This is a genomic window from Pedobacter sp. D749 (assembly GCF_019317285.1).
In the GTDB taxonomy this organism is placed as follows: Bacteria; Bacteroidota; Bacteroidia; order Sphingobacteriales; family Sphingobacteriaceae; genus Pedobacter.
The window spans coordinates 3,922,349-3,941,128 of sequence record NZ_CP079218.1 but is presented as its reverse complement, the minus strand read 5'-3'; the positions used below and the strand labels follow the sequence as shown (position 1 = coordinate 3,941,128).

The window sequence follows — 18,780 nt, the reverse complement described above, 5'->3', positions numbered from 1 at the left end:
AATAATTATTTTTGTAAAGCAGGTTTGTACCGGTCGGTTAGGGCAGTCCTTCTTTCCGCTATTATCTTTTTGTGAGAGCTTAGTGGAAACATTCTTGTTTGTGCGCCAAAAAGGATAACCGCTGCAATAAGGTTTATTTAACAGAGGACAGTGTAAGGAACAATTAACGCTTTGCCTATTATAGACATTTTGTATTTTGTTCTTTGCAGGAACAACGTTTCTAGCCCCGGGCGCAGCGGCATCCCTGAAGCGCAGCGGAGGGATACAGCGTAGCACGGGACCAGGCTTTAATCATGATCACTGTCCTTGCGCTCCAAAAAAATAGTAAAACTAAAATGATACCCTGCATGCTAAAAAAGCATCCTGAAAATTACGTTTCTCAATCTCAAAAAAAATCTAATAACATTTATTAATAAATACTTTGCTATCAAACAAAAGAGGTGGCGAACTGTTATCATTATCAGTTAAATAAAAATATAGCTGTCATGAAAAAGAAATTAGTAATGGGTTTATTATCAATGGCCTTAATTGGCGGTGTAACCCTTAGTGTGAGCGCACAGGAAAAGAAAAAAACTGAGGTAGGTAAAGCAATAGATCATACCGGAAAAGCAATTGGTAAAGGTGCTAAATCGGTAGGGAATAAAACTGCTGAGGTAGCGGTAAAAGGTAGTTCGAAAGTTGCTGATAAAACCTGGAAAGGCAAAATGGCACCAGACGGTTCTGATGTTTATATCAATGCAAAAAATGAGAAATACTATGTAAACTCAAAAGGAGCTAAAATCTGGTTAAAACCTAGTCAGATTAAGACCAGACCAGCATCAAAAAACTAAGTAAAATGCACTATATCATAAAATAAGTTTTCCTAAAAGTTTGTATTGAGCTTGAATAGGGGAAACATCGAAATGCCTTAAATAATATATGGCAGTTCGTAAAAAGGTATGATTATAGTCTTAAAACAAAAAATCCCAAGAGGCTTACTCTTGGGATTTTTAATTGATTAAGTTTTTTATTAAACGATTTTTCCGTATAAATCGAAATCTTCTGCTCTGTCAACCTTTACATTAACAAAACTTCCATTAGCAGCATAACCTGTTGCAGCGTCGATTAAAACTTCATTATCTACCTCTGGTGAATCAAATTCGGTTCTGCCTACAAAAAAATCACCTTCTTTTTTATCAATCAGCACTTTGAAGGTTTTGCCTACTTTTTCCTGGTTAATATCAAATGAAATGCCTTGTTGTATTTCCATGATATCATCAACACGTTGTTGTTTAACTTCATCCGGGATATCATCAACCAAACTATGGGCATGTGTTTTTTCCTCGTGCGAGTAGGTAAAGCAACCCAAACGATCGAATTTGGTTTCGGCAACCCATTCCTTCATTTCTTCAAAATCGTATTCAGTTTCGCCAGGATAACCGCAGATTAAAGTCGTACGCATAGCGATATTCGGAACTTTATCTCTAATCTGGTTAACCAGATCGATGGTTTTCTGTTTAGTGGTACCGCGACGCATCGATTTTAGCATGTTATCGGTAATGTGCTGTAGTGGCATATCCAGATAGTTGCAGATGTTGTCGCGCTCATTCATGGCATCTAAAATTTCCATCGGGAAACCAGAAGGGTAGGCGTATTGCAAACGGATCCATTCGATTCCGGGAACATCCGACAGGCGACGCATCAGCTCATCTAATTTACGTACGCCGTAAAGGTCTAATCCGTAATAAGTAAGATCCTGAGCAATTAAAATCAGTTCTTTGGTGCCGTTTTTGGCCAATATTTTAGCTTCGTTAACCAGTTCTTCCATAGGTTTGCTCATGTGCTTGCCACGCATTAAAGGAATGGCGCAGAAAGAGCAGGGACGGTTACAGCCTTCAGCAATTTTGAAATAAGCAAAATGGGATGGAGTAGTGAGCAAACGTTCGCCAATCAGTTCGTGTTTGTAGTTAGCACCTAGTTCGTGCAGAATATTTTGTAAATCATTGGTGCCGAAAAAGGCATCAACGTTGGTAATTTCTGATTCCAACTCAGGTTTGTAGCGTTCAGATAAACAACCTGTAACCACTACCTTACCAATTTTACCAGCTTCTTTCAACTCGCTGAACTGAAGGATGGTATCAATTGATTCCTGTTTAGCATTGTCGATAAAACCGCAGGTATTGATTACAACGATATCGTCTTTGCCCATTTTGTCTGATTCGTGCACAACGTTTAAATTGTTGCCACGCAACTGCCCCATCAACACTTCCGAATCGTATATGTTTTTAGAACAACCTAATGTAATTACATTAATTTTAGGTTGTTTAACTGCGCTTTTACTTCTTACTATTTTGGTATTCATATTGTGTATGATTCCACCGATTATTAACGATTTCGGTGATTAATCTTATGATTGGATTAATAGATTAAGGGTTTTGATGCCTATTTTGCTGTTAAATAGATAAGCGTTTTACCTCACAGCTTGTGTTGCCAAAGTTAATCAATAATCCGGTTTTAATTTTGCTCGCTTTTAAGTATGATATAAGTTGACTTTGAAATAACTTAGGTTGATATCCTGTCACCGATTTTAATTCTACAATTACTTTATTTTCAACAAAAAGATCACATCTGAATTTTCCTACAACAATGTTCTCAAATACAACGCTGAATTCTTTTTCTGCCGTGTAATTTAAACCTGCCTGTTGAAGTTTGATTTTTAGCGCATTAACGTATGTTTTTTCCAAAAATCCCGGACCTAACTGATTATGAACTTCATAACAACAGCCTATAATGGTTTGTGTTAAGGTGTCTTTTTCATATTCGATCATATATAAATCTATATAAAATCTATGAAATGAGCTAATCGGCGTAATCACTTAAATCGGTGGAATCAACCACGAAGTGTTATTTAAACAAACTATTCACAAACTCTTTCTTATCAAAAAGCTGTAAATCGCCTATTTTTTCTCCTACACCGATATACTTAACAGGAATTCTGAATTGATCAGAAATGCCAATTACTACACCACCTTTTGCCGTTCCGTCTAATTTTGTAATGGCCAATGCATTCACATCAGTAGCTTCGGTAAACTGTTTGCATTGTTCAAAGGCGTTTTGTCCGGTCGAGGCATCCAATACCAATAAAATTTCGTGCGGTGCACCTGGTACTACCTTTTGCATTACCTGTTTAATTTTGCCCAGCTCATTCATCAAGCCGATTTTATTGTGTAAACGTCCTGCAGTATCGATAATTACTACATCCTCGTTACTGGCAACGGCCGATTGTAAGGTGTCAAAAGCCACTGAAGCGGGATCAGACCCCATAGCCTGTGCCACCACCCTCACGCCAACGCGTTCGCCCCAAAGTTTAATCTGGTCAACGGCTGCAGCCCTAAAGGTATCGGCAGCACCTAATACTACTTTAAGCCCCGATTCTTTAAGTTTATGCGACAGCTTTCCAATGGTAGTGGTTTTGCCCACACCATTTACGCCAACCACCATAATTACATAAGGTTTATGGTCGCCATATTCGAACTGACGGAAATCGTTACTGTTGTTTTCAGATAAAAGCAACTGGATCTCATCACGCAGAATAAAGTTGAGCTCAGAGGTGTTAAGATATTTATCTTTGGCAACACGCTCTTCGATCCGTTTGATAATTTTTAAGGTGGTACTTACGCCTACATCAGAAGTAACCAAAACCTCTTCCAGATTATCGAGTACTTCATCATCAACAGAAGATTTTCCTGCTACGGCCTTGGTAATTTTATTAAAGAAACCGTCTTTAGTTTTCTCTAAACCTTTATCCAGTGCTTCCTGAGCTTCAGGTGCAGTTTCTTTCTTTTTGAAAAAATCGAATAAACCCATATCTAAATTTTTATATAACAAAAAAAGCCCTTCCGGTTAAAACGGAACGGCCTTTAATATTTTTAATATTAAAAAATATTAACCTTATTTAGATGCAATAGCATCTTTTACGTGGTCGTTGTGTACGATAAGTTCTTTGAATGAGTAAGCACCAGTTTTTGGTGATTTTACCATTGTAATTACTTTCGAATATTCTTTACCTGTACCTGTTTTAAGGGTTGCAACTACTTTCTTTGCCATGTTCTTATAATTTTAATTATTAGATTTGAGATATCAGACATTAGATTTGAGACTTGCAAATGCTTTAGTCTTTAAGCTTTGGTCTTTTATTCTTAACCTATTTAATTTCTTTATGTACGGTTACTTTTCTCAATACTGGATTGAATTTTTTCAATTCTAATCTCTCAGTAGTGTTTTTACGGTTTTTGGTAGAAATATATCTAGACATACCTGGCATGCCACTTTCTTTATGTTCAGTACATTCTAAAATAACCTGAACTCTGTTACCTTTTTTTGCCATTTTAATATAAATTGAAAACTGTTAATCTCAACAGTTAATGTTTTTTACAAAAATCCTTTTTTTACGAAACGGTTAATTGCTTCGCTAATGCCCACTTTATTGATGGTTTTAATCGCTGAAGTAGAAACTTTCAACGTAATCCAACGGTTTTCTTCAGGAATATAAAATTTCTGAAGTTGTAGGTTTGGGTAAAATTTGCGTTTGGTTTTAACGTTTGAGTGAGAAACGTTGTTACCTACCATTGCTTTTTTTCCTGTTAAATCACAAACTCTTGACATGACTTGTAAATATAGTTGTTAATATCGTCCGCTTAATTTTTTTAAGAGTGTGCAAATATCTGAATAATAATTGTAAACAGCAATAGCCTAGCTAATTATTTTTATAATTATTATTGAATAAGTGGAGAAGGTTTGTGTAATGGTTGTTCATGCCGGATATTAAATAATCTTTAGATCATACTGGATTAAAAATAAATATTTCCAATCAAACGTTTGATATTCATTTTGATACGATTAGACTATTTCTTCTTATTATTATTTATTTAAATTAGCCCCACTAATACAATACATAAGAACGAGCAATGCAAATTACATCTTTCAAGCAATACGAAGAAGATTATAAGAAAAGCGTAGAAAACCCTGAGCAGTTTTGGGGCGAAGTGGCGCAGAACTTTCAATGGCGCAAGCCCTGGTTCAAGGTATTATCCTGGAACTTTAACGAACCAAATATCAAGTGGTTTGAAGGTGCGAAACTTAACATCACCGAAAATTGTTTAGACCGGCATTTGGTTACCAATGGAGATAAACCAGCCATTATTTGGGAGCCCAATAACCCGGAAGAAGAAAGTGTTACTTATACTTATAAAATGTTGCATGAGCGTGTTTGCCGTTTTGCCAATGTTTTAAAACGTAATGGTGCTAAAAAGGGCGACCGTATTTGTATTTACATGCCTATGGTGCCTGAACTGGCCATTGCTGTTTTGGCTTGTGCCAGGATTGGTGCTGTTCACTCCGTTATTTTTGGAGGATTTTCTGCTAAATCGATTGCCGACCGGATTAACGATTCGCAATGTAAGGTGGTAATTACGGCTGATGGTGCTTACCGTGGCAACAAACAGATCCCTCTAAAAGATGTAATCGATGATGCCTTAATTGGCTGCCCAACTGTAGAAAAATGTATTGTATTAACCCATGTTCGCACACCTGTTTCCATGCTGAAAGGCAGGGACGTATGGTGGGAAGATGAAGTTAAACACGTCAACGATATCTGCGAGGCAGAAGAAATGGATGCAGAAGATATGTTATTCATTCTATATACATCTGGTTCTACCGGCAAACCCAAAGGTGTGGTGCATACCTGTGGAGGTTATATGGTTTATGCGGGTTATACCTTCTCCAATGTGTTTAATTACCAGCCTGGTGAGGTTTATTTTTGTACAGCCGATATTGGCTGGATTACCGGTCACTCTTATATCGTTTACGGGCCGCTTTCGCAAGGTGCAACCTCTGTGCTTTTCGAAGGGATCCCGACTTACCCAAGCCCTTCCCGTTTTTGGGATATTGTAGAAAAACATAAAGTAAATACCTTATATACCGCACCTACAGCCATCCGTTCTTTAATGAGTTTTAGTGAGGAACCATTAAACGGTAAAGATTTAAGCTCAATCCGCGTTTTAGGCTCGGTAGGAGAGCCGATTAATGAAGAGGCATGGCATTGGTTCGATGAGAAAATCGGGCACGGTAAAGCGCCTATTGTTGATACCTGGTGGCAAACGGAAACCGGAGGGATTATGATTTCGCCCATTGCTACCGTAACACCAACCAAACCTAGTTTTGCCACATTGCCTTTACCGGGTATCCAGCCAATTTTGGTAGATGAAAACGGGAATGAAATTGAAGGAAATGGGGTGATGGGAAACCTTTGTATTAAATTCCCCTGGCCAGGCATGTTGCGTACCACTTATGGTGACCATGAGCGTTGCAAACAGACTTATTTCTCTACTTACGAGAATTTATACTTTACTGGTGATGGCTGTTTGCGTGATGAAGATGGTTATTATCGAATCACAGGTCGTGTTGATGATGTATTAAATGTTTCGGGGCATAGAATTGGAACCGCTGAAGTAGAAAATGCCATTAACATGCATGCGGGTGTGGTAGAAAGTGCAGTTGTGGGTTATCCGCACGATGTAAAAGGACAGGGGATTTATGCGTTTGTAATCTACCCTGAAATGCATGGCGAAGCAGAATTATCAAAAAAAGATATATTACAAACGGTTACCCGCGTAATTGGGGCAATTGCCAAACCTGATAAAATATTGTTTGTTTCTGGTTTACCCAAAACACGTTCGGGCAAAATTATGCGCAGGATTCTGCGTAAAATTGCCGAAGGAGATACTGCTAATTTAGGCGATACGTCTACCTTGCTCGATCCAGGTGTGGTAGAAGAAATTATTGAAGCGGCGAAAAAGCTTTAATAACTTATCATATTTAACGAGAAAGCCTCCAGATGTAAATCGGGAGGCTTTGTTGTTTATAAGGGTTAGGGCTAGTAGCCTGGATTTTGCTTTAATGCTTTGTTCACATTTATTTCACGGTCTGGAATCGGGAATACCAATTTAGGGTTATCATAGGCAAATGTTCCGATTGAACGTTTGGTACGTTTATAATCGTGAAGCCTGAAACCTTCATAATCCAGTTCTTTTTCGCGTTCATTTAAGATAATATCGAGAGTTGGAACAACATCTCCTAATCCGGCCCTGGTTCTTAACGTATTAATATCGTCAGCTGGTGTAGCTCCAATATCAGTACCTAATCTAAAATTACATTCTGCCCTGATGAGGTATTGCTCTGTAACCCTGCAAACAGGTAGGTTATCATAAAAGCTGTACCATTTTTTAGTAAAAAGCCCATTTCTGGCACCAGTACCATCATAAATCATTTCTGTTTTTCTTTTATCATCAGTTTCGAACGAATTGTAAAAAGTGGGGTTCACCAGCGCATCAGCCCTGCCTACATCTCCGCCAGTAGCATTTTGATAGCTTGCATAAAAAGTAGCTAGCCCATCGTTAGAGGTACCTGCATTGCTTTGTTCGTTCTGTTTGATTTCAAAAATACCTTCACTTGAATTTTTTGTCCTAAAAGGTGCTTCAAGAGAATTGGTAATTAACGTATACGGGCTATTAGTAATAATATCATTGGCCATATCCCTTGCTAAAGCATACTTGCCTTCCTGTAGGTAAACCCTGGCTAAAAAAGCCTTTGCAGCATATTGATCATTAACTGAAGCCAATTTAGTGATCGCTGATTTTAAATCATTTTCTACCGCAACATAAACCTCGCCAACCGTATTCCTCGCAACTGAATTGGTTACATCATTTATTGTTTTAACTGCCTTTGTAATAATAGGAACGCCTAAGTTTGTATTAGCACCAGATGCATCATAAGGCAAAGCGTACAATCTTACCAGTTCAAAATGCATAATACCCCTAATAAATAAAGCTTTCCCTTCTATTACACTTTTTGTATCTGCATCACTTACCACATTTAGTGCCGAAAGCACAATGTTGGCGGTGTTAATCGCGCTGTAAGCGGTTACCCAAGTTCGGGTGACATCGGAATTATTCGATACAATTGTTTTGTCTGCAATGTCGCCGTAAGTAGAAAAAGTTCCCCTCCAAGTTAAATAACCACTGTTTGCATAAAGGTCTGGCAGAAAGACAAGATTTGTTCCGTATAGGTCGCCAGTAGCCAAAAAGGTATAGGCGCCTGTTAGCGCATTTTGAACATCTGCTGTTGTGTTTAGTGCCACACCGGCATCTATATTTTGTTTAGGATCTATTTCTAATTGTTTTTTGCAGCCTGATGCGCTTAGAACAATAAGAAATGCAGCTAATATATTTTTGTAATTTTTCATATTCTAATGTTTTTATAAGCCAATGTTTACACCGAAAGTAATGGTTCTTGCTTGTGGTGGAGTATAAAAATCGTGACCGAGTTGAATGTTGTCAGACTGGAGCGAGCCACCACTCGGGGTATTCACTTCCGGATCGTAACCTTTATAACCAGTTATGGTAAATAGGTTAAGAGCAGATGCGTATATCCTTACATTTTGTAATTTATACTTACTTATAAAGGCTTTGGGAATATTATAGCCCAAGGTTACACTCTTCATCCTCAGATAAGACCCATCTTGTATCCATCTGGATGACGAGCCTGTTCCATTTCCTTTACCAAACCTTGGTTGTGGGATGGTGGTGATGGTGTTGGTAGGTGTCCAATAGTTTAACTGATCAATGGTTTGGTTATCAAAATAATCGCCGTTTGCTGATTGGAAAGGACCTGCCATATTATAAATATCATTACCAGAAACAAATTGCGACTGAATATCCAGATCGAAATTTTTAAAAGAGAAATGATTGCCAAAGCCACCATAGAATTTAGGGTTTGGATCGCCAAGCTTTTGGTTTTGTGCAAGGGCATAGTCATTGGTTGTTGCCGTTCTTGATGCATCAACAAAATAAAGGGCATCACCATTGGCCGGATCTACGCCTGCATAAGCTTTGCCATAAAAGTAACCAAGTGGCTCTCCAACAGCAATTCTACCTAAAAATCTTCCTCCGGGATAAATAGGTTGGTCATCAACCAAACGTAAAACCTTATTTCTGTTGAGTGAGATATTAAAAGAGGTAGACCATTTAAACTCCCCGACAAAATTTCTGGTATTTAAGGAGAATTCAAATCCCTTGTTTTGCATATCGCCAATGTTCCTCGTAATGGTTGAAAAACCATTTGTGGCGGCAATTGGTGCATTTAGCAGTAAATCGGTCGTTTTCTTTTTGTAATATTCAACCGTACCCGAAATCCGGTCTGAGAATAAACCAAAATCTAAACCTATATTATAATTGGTTGTATTTTCCCAGCTTAAATTCGGATCGCCTAACTGGCTCGGACGTGTACCACCTACACCAGCGTAGTTAACCCCACGATATAAATTTCTGGAAGCAAAATCGCCAATTTCTGCATTACCCGTTAAACCATAACTTCCCCTAAGTTTTAATACACTTACCCAGCTACTCGATTTTAAAAACTCTTCCTGGTTAATGATCCAGCCAGCCGAAACTGCAGGGAAAGTTCCATACCTGTTGTTTACACCAAACCTTGATGAACCATCCGTTCTTATTGATGCACTTAGCAGGTATTTCTCTTCATATTTATAATTTACCCTGGCCAGATACGAAACAAAAGTGTGTCTGGTTTCTGAAGATTCACCCGCAGAAATTACTGCTGCACTTGCAATCTTAGTAAAACTGTCTGACGGTAGAGTAGTTCCAGTTACAGATGAATACCTGAACTTCGTATCTTGAAAGGCGAAACCAGCCAATACATTCAGGTTATGTTTTTCGTTAAATGTTTTGGTGTAATTAAGGGTGTTGTTTGTATTGAAGTTTATAGATTTAGCCATATAATCGGAAGAATAGCCTCCTGTGCTACCTCCGTCCTGTGTTTTTGATCCTAAAAACTGTTCTTCTTCTAAATTGTTAAAATCAAAACCATACTCACTTCTAAAAACTAAATCGGGTGTGATTTTTAAACTTGCATAAGCATTGGCAAAAGTTCTGTACGTGGTTGATAAATTTTTACCATTATCATAATCAATTAAGCTGTTATAATAAACAGTAGAACCATTTAATTGACCTGATGCATCACGTACAGGCTGAATTGGTGGCAAGGCATTTAATTGTAATGGATTAGAGAAGGCATTATCAGTAGGAATACGGTAGTTATCTACTTTAGAGATATTAACTGATCCTCCAACATCTAAAATTTTCGAAACAGTATGGTCTACACTTAAGCGACCACCAGTACGTACATAACGGTTGCTCACTATAATTCCATCATTATTATTATAGTTCCCGGAGAGCATAAACCTTGTTTTTGCATCACCACCATTAATATTTAAGTTGTATTGTTGAGTATGTCCTTTTCTAAAAGCTTCGTTTACCCAATTGGTATTATTGTTGCCCGTCCAGTCATCTGTGCCCGTATAATCTTTCCACATTTCTGCAGCATTGGCATAGTCTCCATTGTCATAGTTGTTGTACTTAAACGATGCATCTAATAATTGACGGTATTGATCGGCATTTAAAAACTCGCCCTTTTTGGTTGGATCGCTGAAGCCGGCATAATAGCCAAAATCGATATTGGTTCTTCCTTCCTTGCCTTTTTTAGTTGTAATCAGCACAACCCCGTTCGATCCCCTGGCTCCATAAATTGCTGCAGATGCGGCGTCTTTTAAAACTTCCATCGATTCTATATCATCTGGGCTAATGGCCGCAAGCGGGTTATCCGCTTCTGTATAGGTTCCCAATGCTTCACTTACTATTGGCACGCCATCAATAACGAATAAAGGTTGGTTACTTGCCGAAATAGAAGAAATACCCCTTACCCGGATTTGAAGCGCCTGGCCCAGTTTACCACTACCAGAGTTGATAAATACCCCTGGCGCTTTACCTTGTAAGGCACTTTCTATAGTTGTTAGGGGTTTGTCTTTCAAATCGGCTGCGGTAACTCTTGCTATTGATCCCGTCACATCCCGTTTATTCTGCGTACCATATCCCACCACAACCACATCTGACAAAGTGTTGTTCTCTTCATCCAGATTTACGTTTATAGTTTGCCCAGTTATTGGCAATTCTTTGGCTTTGTAACCGATAAAGCTGAAAACTAGCGTTTTTGCATCGTCTGCAACCGTTAATTTAAAGGCTCCAGAGGCATCACTCTGCGTGCCGTTAGCTGGTAAGCCTTTTACAAATACACTAACACCCGGAATTGGTCCGGAGACTGATGTAACTTTCCCGGTAATTACCTTGCCTTGTGCGAAAGCAAACGAAATTACACCGAGAGACAAAAGCATACTAAAGAGTAGTTTTTTCATCAAATTAAGGAGTTTAGTTGATAATATGAATAGTTTGTTGAAATGATTTTTTAATATACTTAAAAATATCTGTAAAACCCTGTGGAGTAAAGCAAAATCAGGCCGTTATTTGGTTTTATGAGTTCAAAGCAAAACAAAAAGAGGCGATAACTGTTATATAGTTAGAAATTAGAATGTTTTATCATAAAAAATACGAGCATGGATAAGTTAGAATTAAAAGGAAAGTGGAACGAAATAAAAGGTAAGGTTAAACAAGCGTATGGAGATTTAACCGATGATGATTTAAAGCACGAAGAAGGCCAGGACGATGAATTGTTAGGCAAGTTGCAACAAAAAACCGGCAAGGGAAGAGATGAACTTGTGAAATGGATTAACTCATTATAGTCACAATTCTATAAGATAAACAGGCGGTCAATTTGGCCGCCTGTTTTGCTTTAAAAAACATTTTTTATGTCCGATATTGCAAGAAGATTTCCCGAAAACCCAATTTTATGTCCAAAAGAGCTAAATGCCAGTAGGGCAGGACTAGAAATCGTTTGTCTTTTAAATCCCGGGGTTTTTACCTTTCAAAATAAAATATGGCTTCTGGTACGCGTAGCAGAACGGCCGGCGCAAAAACAGGGGCTTATTTCTTTCCCGGTTTTAAGAAAAAATGGCATCGAAATTATCGAGATAGCAGAGTCAGACCCTGCTTTGGCAGATAATGATCCACGGGTAATCAATTATCAGGGTGCTGACTATTTAACCACGTTATCGCATCTAAGGCTGGTTTGCAGTGATGATGGTGTACATTTTTACCAACCAGCCGGTTATCCTTTACTGCAGGGTGAGGGAGAAGATGAAACGTTTGGCATTGAAGATTGCCGTGTATCCTTAATCGATAACACTTACTATTTAACTTTTACCTCGGTATCTGCGCATGGGGTAGGGGTTGGATTAAGAACCACAAAAGATTGGAAGCGTTTTGAGAAACACGGTATGATTATCCCACCGCACAATAAAGACTGCGCCATATTCGAAGAATGTATTAACGGTAAATTTTACGCTTTACACCGCCCTAGCAGTGTGGCTTTGGGTGGTAATTATATCTGGCTGGCCGAATCTCCAGATGGAATCCATTGGGGTAAACACAAGTGTATTGTTAAAACGAGACCTAACCACTGGGATAGTGCCCGTGTGGGCGCCGGTGCAGCACCGATAAAAACCGTAGAAGGATGGCTCGAAATCTACCACGGTGCAAACGGGAAACATCAGTATTGCCTGGGTGCTTTTTTAATGGATTTAAATGATCCATCGAAAGTACTGGCCAGAACCGAAGAACCGATTATGGTGCCAACAGCAGATTATGAACTGCATGGTTTCTTTGGCGAGGTGGTGTTTACAAACGGCCACATCGTTAATGGAGATGAACTGACTATTTACTACGGAGCCGCTGATGAATTTGTTTGCGGGGCTAAATTTTCGGTGAAGGAAATTTTGAGTACCTTGAAATATGCTTAGCTATAATTAATTATGGGAGGTGGTTTTGTACGCTTTATAGCCCTAAATAGTCGCACAAATCTCGTTTTTAAACCGGATTGAAGGGGAGATCCTTTTTTGCGGCCTGGCCGTTTAGGTATTGGGCAAAAAAGATCAGATCGGAAAGCCGGGAGAAATGCTAACAAACCTACGGAACACTGCTTTCCCAACCTTTATTAATAATTAAATATTCATCGCACTTATTTGAACGATTATCCTATGGAAACGAACTATTTTACCTAAATAAAAAAAGCGATCCCCGTTTCCGGGAATCGCTTGCAATTTTAATTTTATGGCAAAGGTTTTTACCTTAAACCCTCCGCCTTCAAACCTTCAACCTTGTTAGTATCCAAAAATCTGCTCTAAGCTCAATTTAGTTACCGGACCAAATTTGGCTAAATCGGCCATGTTGATTTTTTTCTCTGACGCAACAACACAATAGCTGTATGGCTTGCCCGAAAGGTTGTTTTGATGGAATGATTTTACATCATTAAACGTTAATGGCTTTAAGTTGGCGTATTCATCAATCCTTGAGTCGTGATCGAAACCTAATTTTTTATCTGCCAGGTAGCTGTTGATAATACCATCTTTAGTAATACGGTTGGTTTCGAGGCCGTTTAAGGTATTGGCTTTAGATAAGTCAAATGATTTATCAGACTCTGGTAAAGTGGTTAATAACTCATTCATACCTGCTACAGCTTCGTTCATTTTATCGGCCTGTGTACCTACATAAGCAATAATTGCATTCTCTTTCTCTTTGGTGTTTGGAGAAGAATATACTGCAAAAGTAGAATAAGCTAAGGCTTTAGATTCGCGGATGGTTTGGAATACAACCGAACCCATGCCACCACCAAAATAGTTGTTAAATAAAGCAATTTTTGCAGCATTTGCCGGATCGTACAATCCACCATTGCGTACCCAACGGATTTCGGCCTGTACCATATCGTAATCGGCAAAGTATACTTTGTTCGAATCGGTTTTGGTATAAACAAATTTCTTAAGCGGTGCAGCATCAGTAAATTCTTTTGCCAATGGATGTGCTTTTACAATATCAGCAGAAAATGCAGGCAATGTTTTAGGTCCGTAATAGGTAATGGTGTGTTTGTAATTGGTAAGGTTGTGTAAAAGGTAGATCAAATCTGCCGATTTAATGTTTTTGATCTCATCATTGGTTAATCCGTAATTAAAAGGATTATCTGCACCATACTGTGCATAACTCATTAAACCACTTAGAATTGACGATTTATTTAATTTGTTGTTATCTCTTGATTTTAACAAACGGCCTTTTAAATCTTCTAAAGCTTTTTCGTTTGGTTTACAATGTGCTAAAACATCTTCAAGCAAAGCCACTGCTTTATCAAAATTCTCTTGTAAACCGGTGATAGAAACGGTAGTTACATCAGTACCTACATTGATACTATAGCTACAGGCAATATTATAGAATGCTTTGCTGATATCTTCTGCAGAATATTTATCGGTACTTAAAAAAGATAGGTATTGCGCAGCATAAGGCAGCAATTTGTAGTTATAAGAACCCATATCAAAACGGTAACCCATACGGAAAATGCCATTTTCTGTATTTTGTATGGCAATTACATCGGCAATACCTGCTTTACCAAAATTAAGGTCTTTGGTGTAATCTAAAAACTTAGGTGCGATCGGTTTTACCGGAGCATCGATAATGTTTTTGGTAAATGGAGAAACTTCGTTAGCATTGGTTTTTACTGCTGTAATTGTAGGTTTTTCTACTTTAACAATGCTTTTGTCTTCACCTTTATGTTTTAAGATAGCAGCATAGTTATTAATGAAAAACTTGTTGGCAAACTCTACAATTTCCTTTTTGGTTACTTTGGCCATGGCATCGGTTGAGGCTAAGGTTTTATCCCATTCTGTGCCGCGGTTTTGGATAAAGGCATTCATTGCAAAATCTGCGCGAACGTCGTTATTGTCAAAACTTTGTAGTTCGGCCAGTTTAATGTTGGCAACAGTTGCTTTAATCAGGCTTTCGTCGAACTCGCCTTTTTTAAGCAATTCTACCTGCTCTAATAATAATTTTTGGGCCTCTTCTAAACTTTGTCCGGCTTTCGGAGAACCAGATAAAATGAAGATTCCGTAATCTTTCATGGAGTTATAACCAGCACCTGCACGCAACATTTTTTGTTGCTGGTTAATGTTGATATCCATTAAACCCGCTTTGCCATTAGATAAAATGCTTCCGATTAAATCTAACAGTAAACTTTGGTGGGTATTTTGGGCAAAGCCCCGGTAAGCAATATATAAGTTTTCGGCACTTGGACCGTAAATATCAACCGTTTGAACCTGGGTTAATGGTTTTTCTGGCGCAGGGTTGTAAAGTGCAAATGGTTTAGGAACCATGTAAGCAAAATCTTTGTCGATTTTTTTAATTAAATCATCATAATTAATATCACCACTCATAATTAAGGCCATATTATTAGGCACATAATATTTGTTGTAATATTTTCTGATTTCGACTAAGGATGGATTTTTCAAATGTTCAACAGTACCAATGGTGGTCTGTTGGCCGTAGTTATGTGTTGGAAACAATGCATATAACATTTTTTCGTACATTTTACGACCATCGTTATCCATGCCGATGTTTTTTTCTTCGTAAACAGCTTCTAATTCGGTATGGAAGATGCGAAATACAGGATTTCGGAAACGCTCAGCCTGCACAGCCAAAAATTTATCAATGGCATTTGATGGAAGGTCTTCTTCGTAAACGGTTTCTTCTACAGCGGTATGCGCGTTGGTTGCATTACTTCCGATCGATTTCATCATTTTATCGTATTCGTTTGCGATAGAATAATTAGAAGCTTCGCCTGATGTTTTGTCTATTTCCTTATAAATCTCCTTACGTTTGGCCGGATCGGTAGTTTTGATGTACGTTTCGTAAAGTGCTTCGATCTTATCTAAAAGTGGTTTCTCTTTGGCATAATTTAGCGTTCCAAATTTATCTGTTCCTTTAAATAAAAGGTGTTCTAAGTAATGCGCCAAACCGGTATTGGTACGCGGATCGGTATTACTGCCCGCTCTTACCGCCATTTTGTAAGTAATATTTGGCTCTTTGTTGTTTTGAGATAAAATTACAGTCAAACCGTTTTTTAACGTATAAAAACGTGTTTTGGTTGGGTCGTTGGTAACGTACTTGTAGGTAAAGCCACCAGATGTTCCTGTTTTCCATTGATAGATTGTTTGCGCCTTCGCTAAAGAACCTGTAATAAGAAAACAAGCCAAAGTAAATAGTTTAAATTTCATTGAATTGTTTTTGGTTTATGATCATGAATAGGTCTCTGTGGTTTAAGAGTGATCTTAAATACAGTATTCATTTTTAATAAGTTATTTGTTCAAATATAGATGCTTTCCGGCAGGGAAAGAAATAATTTTAATTTCTAAACTAAAAAGCCAGGGATAAATGGTTTTAGTATAAAAATGGTGGTTTATTGTGCCTTGAATTTATAATCTGTATTTTTACAGGCATGACAAAGCAGGGCACAAAACCAAATATTTTAGTTGTAAATGATGATGGGATTACAGCTACAGGAATAAAAAATTTAATGGAAGTAATGCAGGAGCTCGGCAATGTGGTGGTGGTGGCACCAGATAGCCCTCAAAGTGGAATGGGCCATGCTATTACGATAGGTAAACCGATCCGTTTTGATAAGGTTGATCTTTATGCAGGTGTAGAAATGTATAAATGCAGCGGTACCCCGGTTGATTGCGTTAAAATTGCCGTCAATAAGATTTTTAAAGGTAAAAAACCTGATTTATGCGTGTCAGGAATTAACCATGGATTAAATAATTCGATCAATGTACTTTATTCGGGTACTATGTCTGCTGCGGTAGAGGGTGCGATAGAAAGAATTCCATCTATTGGTTTCTCCCTCGATGATTTTGCTGCCGATGCCGATTTTAGTTATACCAAAAAATACATTAAAAATATTTGTGAGCAGGTTTTAGCGAACGGTTTGCCTGAAGGCACACTCTTAAATGTGAATTTTCCGAAAGGCGACAACCTAAAAGGGGTTAAGGTTTGCCGCCAGGCCAATGCCAAATGGATGGAAGAATTTGATGAAAGAACAGATCCTTACAAACGCCCATATTATTGGCTAACGGGTGTTTTCGAAAATTTCGACAAAGGAGAAGATACCGATGTTTGGGCTTTGGAGCATAATTATGTTTCTATTGTTCCGGTTCAGTTTGATTTAACGGCGCATCATGCTATACAAGCCCTTAACAGTTGGGATTTTATAGGCAACAGCGATTCAACAAAAGCTGCTGGCACTAAAGTTTCGGCACCCGATGGCATTAATTTAGGTTAGTGCCTGCTATGATGATTGATCAGTTAAAAAGATTAAATAATTCGGTATGGATAGGTTTGGGCATTGGTTTGCTTGTACCGGCAATATTTTGCTCAATTGCCTGGTACATCATTCACCATGTGGCTTCCCTGGCAAAGGCAGATTTGTTATACATTGGAGGTATTGCCATAAATGCTTATACCATGCAATACTTTTTTAAATACAACAAAGAAAATATAGGCAGGGGTATATTGGCCGCAACGTTTTTGTGTGCTTTTGTATTTTTTGCATACAAAGTTTTTTGATGAAATGGTCGTCATTGCGAACTGAAGAAGAGGACAGTGAGCTGGCGTGAAGCAATCTTTCCAGAACAACGGAGGATTGAGCAATCAAATAATAACATAAAAGATTGCTTCGTCGTGCCTCCTCGCAATGACGATTTTTTATAAATCATCCATATTATGAAATACTACCTAGTAGCCGGAGAAGCCTCAGGCGATTTACATGGAGCCAACTTAATGAAAGCCTTAAAAACTGAGGATAGCGAAGCCGTGTTCAGGTATTTCGGTGGCGATAAAATGCAAGCCGAAGGAGGTGAACTGGTTAAACATTATGCCGATATGGCCTTTATGGGTTTTACTGAGGTGATTTTAAATTTGCGCACCATTTTCAGAAACCTCAAAGCCTGCAAGGAAGATATTATAAAATGGAAGCCTGATGTTTTGGTTTTGATCGATTTTCCGGGTTTTAACTTAAAAATTGCTGAATTTGCAAAGGCTAATGGCATAAAAGTATGTTATTACATCTCACCCAAAGTTTGGGCATGGAACCAGAAACGGGTGCTGAAAATTAAAAAGGTTGTGGATCACATGTTCTGTATCTTGCCTTTCGAAGTTGATTTCTACCAGGAGTGGGGCATGCATGTAGATTACGTTGGCAACCCCCTGTTAGACGAAATTGCACAGTTTATCCCGGATGTAAACTTTCGCGAAAACCATCAATTGGGAGATGAAAAAATTATTGCCTTATTGCCCGGCAGTAGAAAACAGGAAATAGAACGTTTACTCCCGGTGATGTTAAGTATTACCGAAAATTATCCTGATTGTGTATTTGCCATTGCTGCTGCACCGACTTTTACCGAAAGTTATTATCGCCAGTTTACGGGCGACAAAAAAGTTCACTTGCTTTTTAACAATACCTATAATTTATTGCACCATGCCCATGCTGCAATTGTGGCTTCAGGAACCGCCACGTTAGAAACTGCTTTGTTTAAAGTGCCGCAGGTGGTGGTTTATAAAGGAGGCACAATTTCAATTGCCATTGCCCGGATGCTGGTAAAAATTAAGTTTATTTCACTTGTTAACCTGATTGTAAACAAAAAGATTGTAACTGAACTTATCCAGGAAGATTGTAACACTCAAAAAGTAGATGAGGAGCTTAAAATTATCGTTACAGGAGCTGGCAGGAACGGAATGTTAAAAAATTACGATGAGTTGCTTTTACTCATGGGCAAACCTGGTGCTTCGGCAAAAACGGCCAGATTGATTGTAGGAAAGTTAAAAAAATAAGGTTTTAAGGATGAAATATACCTAATGATGGGTATTGGCTATGTTTTAAACGTGGGTTATTTTTAAATAAAAA

At 38.3% G+C, this 18,780-nt stretch carries 16 protein-coding genes; 7 read left to right on the top strand and 9 right to left on the bottom strand.

All coding sequences use genetic code 11. From position 1 onward, the window contains the following. Positions 1–485: 485 nt before the first annotated feature. Positions 486–830, top strand: coding sequence for a hypothetical protein (locus tag KYH19_RS15800; RefSeq protein WP_121283797.1), 345 nt, complete (start codon positions 486–488; stop codon positions 828–830). A 179-nt stretch (positions 831–1,009) separates the two neighbouring features. Here KYH19_RS15800 and rimO read toward each other — a convergent pair whose 3' ends face one another. From rimO to rpmB, 6 genes are all read right to left on the bottom strand, one after another. Beyond that, positions 1,010–2,341 (bottom strand): 30S ribosomal protein S12 methylthiotransferase RimO, encoded by a 1,332-nt coding sequence (rimO, locus tag KYH19_RS15795; RefSeq protein ID WP_121283796.1) that lies wholly within the window; start codon positions 2,339–2,341, stop codon positions 1,010–1,012. 91 nt (positions 2,342–2,432) lie between these two features. Continuing rightward, positions 2,433–2,807, bottom strand: a complete 375-nt coding sequence (locus KYH19_RS15790) for a GxxExxY protein (RefSeq protein ID WP_219075816.1) — start codon at positions 2,805–2,807, stop codon at positions 2,433–2,435. A 76-nt stretch (positions 2,808–2,883) separates the two neighbouring features. Then, a complete protein-coding gene (gene ftsY, locus KYH19_RS15785) occupies positions 2,884–3,846 on the bottom strand; it encodes a signal recognition particle-docking protein FtsY (RefSeq protein ID WP_132398667.1) in 963 nt (320 codons plus the stop codon). Between the two features lie 84 nt (positions 3,847–3,930). Then, entirely contained in the window at positions 3,931–4,086 is a 156-nt protein-coding gene (locus KYH19_RS15780; RefSeq protein ID WP_010599808.1) for a DUF4295 domain-containing protein, read from the bottom strand. Between the two features lie 97 nt (positions 4,087–4,183). Then, positions 4,184–4,366: a 50S ribosomal protein L33 gene (rpmG, locus tag KYH19_RS15775; RefSeq protein ID WP_010599807.1), complete on the bottom strand. Its 183-nt coding sequence runs from the start codon at positions 4,364–4,366 to the stop codon at positions 4,184–4,186. A gap of 44 nt (positions 4,367–4,410) precedes the next feature. Then, the gene (gene rpmB / locus KYH19_RS15770) at positions 4,411–4,644 is read right to left on the bottom strand and encodes a 50S ribosomal protein L28 (RefSeq protein ID WP_025145121.1); all 234 of its coding nucleotides are present in this window, start codon (positions 4,642–4,644) and stop codon (positions 4,411–4,413) included. A 302-nt stretch (positions 4,645–4,946) separates the two neighbouring features. On the opposite strand from rpmB, the gene acs reads away from it, so the two are divergent. After that, positions 4,947–6,842: an acetate--CoA ligase gene (acs, locus tag KYH19_RS15765; protein WP_219075815.1), complete on the top strand. Its 1,896-nt coding sequence runs from the start codon at positions 4,947–4,949 to the stop codon at positions 6,840–6,842. A 71-nt stretch (positions 6,843–6,913) separates the two neighbouring features. Here the strand turns inward: acs and KYH19_RS15760 are convergent, their stop codons facing one another. Continuing rightward, on the bottom strand, positions 6,914–8,281 hold the full coding sequence (locus tag KYH19_RS15760) for a RagB/SusD family nutrient uptake outer membrane protein (RefSeq protein ID WP_219075814.1): 1,368 nt from the start codon (positions 8,279–8,281) through the stop codon (positions 6,914–6,916). Between the two features lie 12 nt (positions 8,282–8,293). Next, positions 8,294–11,302: a TonB-dependent receptor gene (locus KYH19_RS15755; RefSeq protein WP_255562442.1), complete on the bottom strand. Its 3,009-nt coding sequence runs from the start codon at positions 11,300–11,302 to the stop codon at positions 8,294–8,296. A 198-nt stretch (positions 11,303–11,500) separates the two neighbouring features. On the opposite strand from KYH19_RS15755, the gene KYH19_RS15750 reads away from it, so the two are divergent. Both KYH19_RS15750 and KYH19_RS15745 read left to right on the top strand, forming a co-directional pair. Beyond that, a complete protein-coding gene (locus tag KYH19_RS15750) occupies positions 11,501–11,686 on the top strand; it encodes a CsbD family protein (protein ID WP_121283788.1) in 186 nt (61 codons plus the stop codon). A gap of 66 nt (positions 11,687–11,752) precedes the next feature. After that, complete coding sequence (locus KYH19_RS15745; RefSeq protein WP_219075813.1) at positions 11,753–12,802, top strand: glycoside hydrolase family 130 protein; 1,050 nt, start codon at positions 11,753–11,755, stop codon at positions 12,800–12,802. Positions 12,803–13,162: 360 nt separating this feature from the next. Here KYH19_RS15745 and KYH19_RS15740 read toward each other — a convergent pair whose 3' ends face one another. After that, positions 13,163–16,096, bottom strand: a complete 2,934-nt coding sequence (locus KYH19_RS15740; RefSeq protein WP_219075812.1) for a pitrilysin family protein — start codon at positions 16,094–16,096, stop codon at positions 13,163–13,165. A 221-nt stretch (positions 16,097–16,317) separates the two neighbouring features. On the opposite strand from KYH19_RS15740, the gene surE reads away from it, so the two are divergent. The 3 genes from surE to lpxB all read left to right on the top strand — a co-directional run bounded on the left by surE (position 16,318) and on the right by lpxB (position 18,707). After that, a complete protein-coding gene (gene surE / locus KYH19_RS15735; protein ID WP_219075811.1) occupies positions 16,318–17,160 on the top strand; it encodes a 5'/3'-nucleotidase SurE in 843 nt (280 codons plus the stop codon). A gap of 8 nt (positions 17,161–17,168) precedes the next feature. Beyond that, the gene (locus KYH19_RS15730) at positions 17,169–17,444 is read left to right on the top strand and encodes a stationary phase survival protein SurE (protein WP_255562441.1); all 276 of its coding nucleotides are present in this window, start codon (positions 17,169–17,171) and stop codon (positions 17,442–17,444) included. A gap of 156 nt (positions 17,445–17,600) precedes the next feature. Continuing rightward, on the top strand, positions 17,601–18,707 hold the full coding sequence (gene lpxB, locus KYH19_RS15725; RefSeq protein WP_219075810.1) for a lipid-A-disaccharide synthase: 1,107 nt from the start codon (positions 17,601–17,603) through the stop codon (positions 18,705–18,707). Positions 18,708–18,780 lie beyond the last annotated feature (73 nt).

Excerpts from the sequence above, each read along its gene's own strand:
- KYH19_RS15800 (WP_121283797.1), top strand. The coding sequence starts at position 486 with ATGAAAAAGAAATTAGTAATGGGTTTATTATCAATGGCCTTAATTGGC.
- rimO (WP_121283796.1), bottom strand. The coding sequence starts at position 2,341 with ATGAATACCAAAATAGTAAGAAGTAAAAGCGCAGTTAAACAACCTAAA.
- KYH19_RS15790 (WP_219075816.1), bottom strand. The coding sequence starts at position 2,807 with ATGATCGAATATGAAAAAGACACCTTAACACAAACCATTATAGGCTGT.
- ftsY (WP_132398667.1), bottom strand. The coding sequence starts at position 3,846 with ATGGGTTTATTCGATTTTTTCAAAAAGAAAGAAACTGCACCTGAAGCT.
- KYH19_RS15780 (WP_010599808.1), bottom strand. The coding sequence starts at position 4,086 with ATGGCAAAGAAAGTAGTTGCAACCCTTAAAACAGGTACAGGTAAAGAA.
- rpmG (WP_010599807.1), bottom strand. The coding sequence starts at position 4,366 with ATGGCAAAAAAAGGTAACAGAGTTCAGGTTATTTTAGAATGTACTGAA.
- rpmB (WP_025145121.1), bottom strand. The coding sequence starts at position 4,644 with ATGTCAAGAGTTTGTGATTTAACAGGAAAAAAAGCAATGGTAGGTAAC.
- acs (WP_219075815.1), top strand. The coding sequence starts at position 4,947 with ATGCAAATTACATCTTTCAAGCAATACGAAGAAGATTATAAGAAAAGC.
- KYH19_RS15760 (WP_219075814.1), bottom strand. The coding sequence starts at position 8,281 with ATGAAAAATTACAAAAATATATTAGCTGCATTTCTTATTGTTCTAAGC.
- KYH19_RS15755 (WP_255562442.1), bottom strand. The coding sequence starts at position 11,302 with ATGAAAAAACTACTCTTTAGTATGCTTTTGTCTCTCGGTGTAATTTCG.
- KYH19_RS15750 (WP_121283788.1), top strand. The coding sequence starts at position 11,501 with ATGGATAAGTTAGAATTAAAAGGAAAGTGGAACGAAATAAAAGGTAAG.
- KYH19_RS15745 (WP_219075813.1), top strand. The coding sequence starts at position 11,753 with ATGTCCGATATTGCAAGAAGATTTCCCGAAAACCCAATTTTATGTCCA.
- KYH19_RS15740 (WP_219075812.1), bottom strand. The coding sequence starts at position 16,096 with ATGAAATTTAAACTATTTACTTTGGCTTGTTTTCTTATTACAGGTTCT.
- surE (WP_219075811.1), top strand. The coding sequence starts at position 16,318 with ATGACAAAGCAGGGCACAAAACCAAATATTTTAGTTGTAAATGATGAT.
- KYH19_RS15730 (WP_255562441.1), top strand. The coding sequence starts at position 17,169 with ATGATGATTGATCAGTTAAAAAGATTAAATAATTCGGTATGGATAGGT.
- lpxB (WP_219075810.1), top strand. The coding sequence starts at position 17,601 with ATGAAATACTACCTAGTAGCCGGAGAAGCCTCAGGCGATTTACATGGA.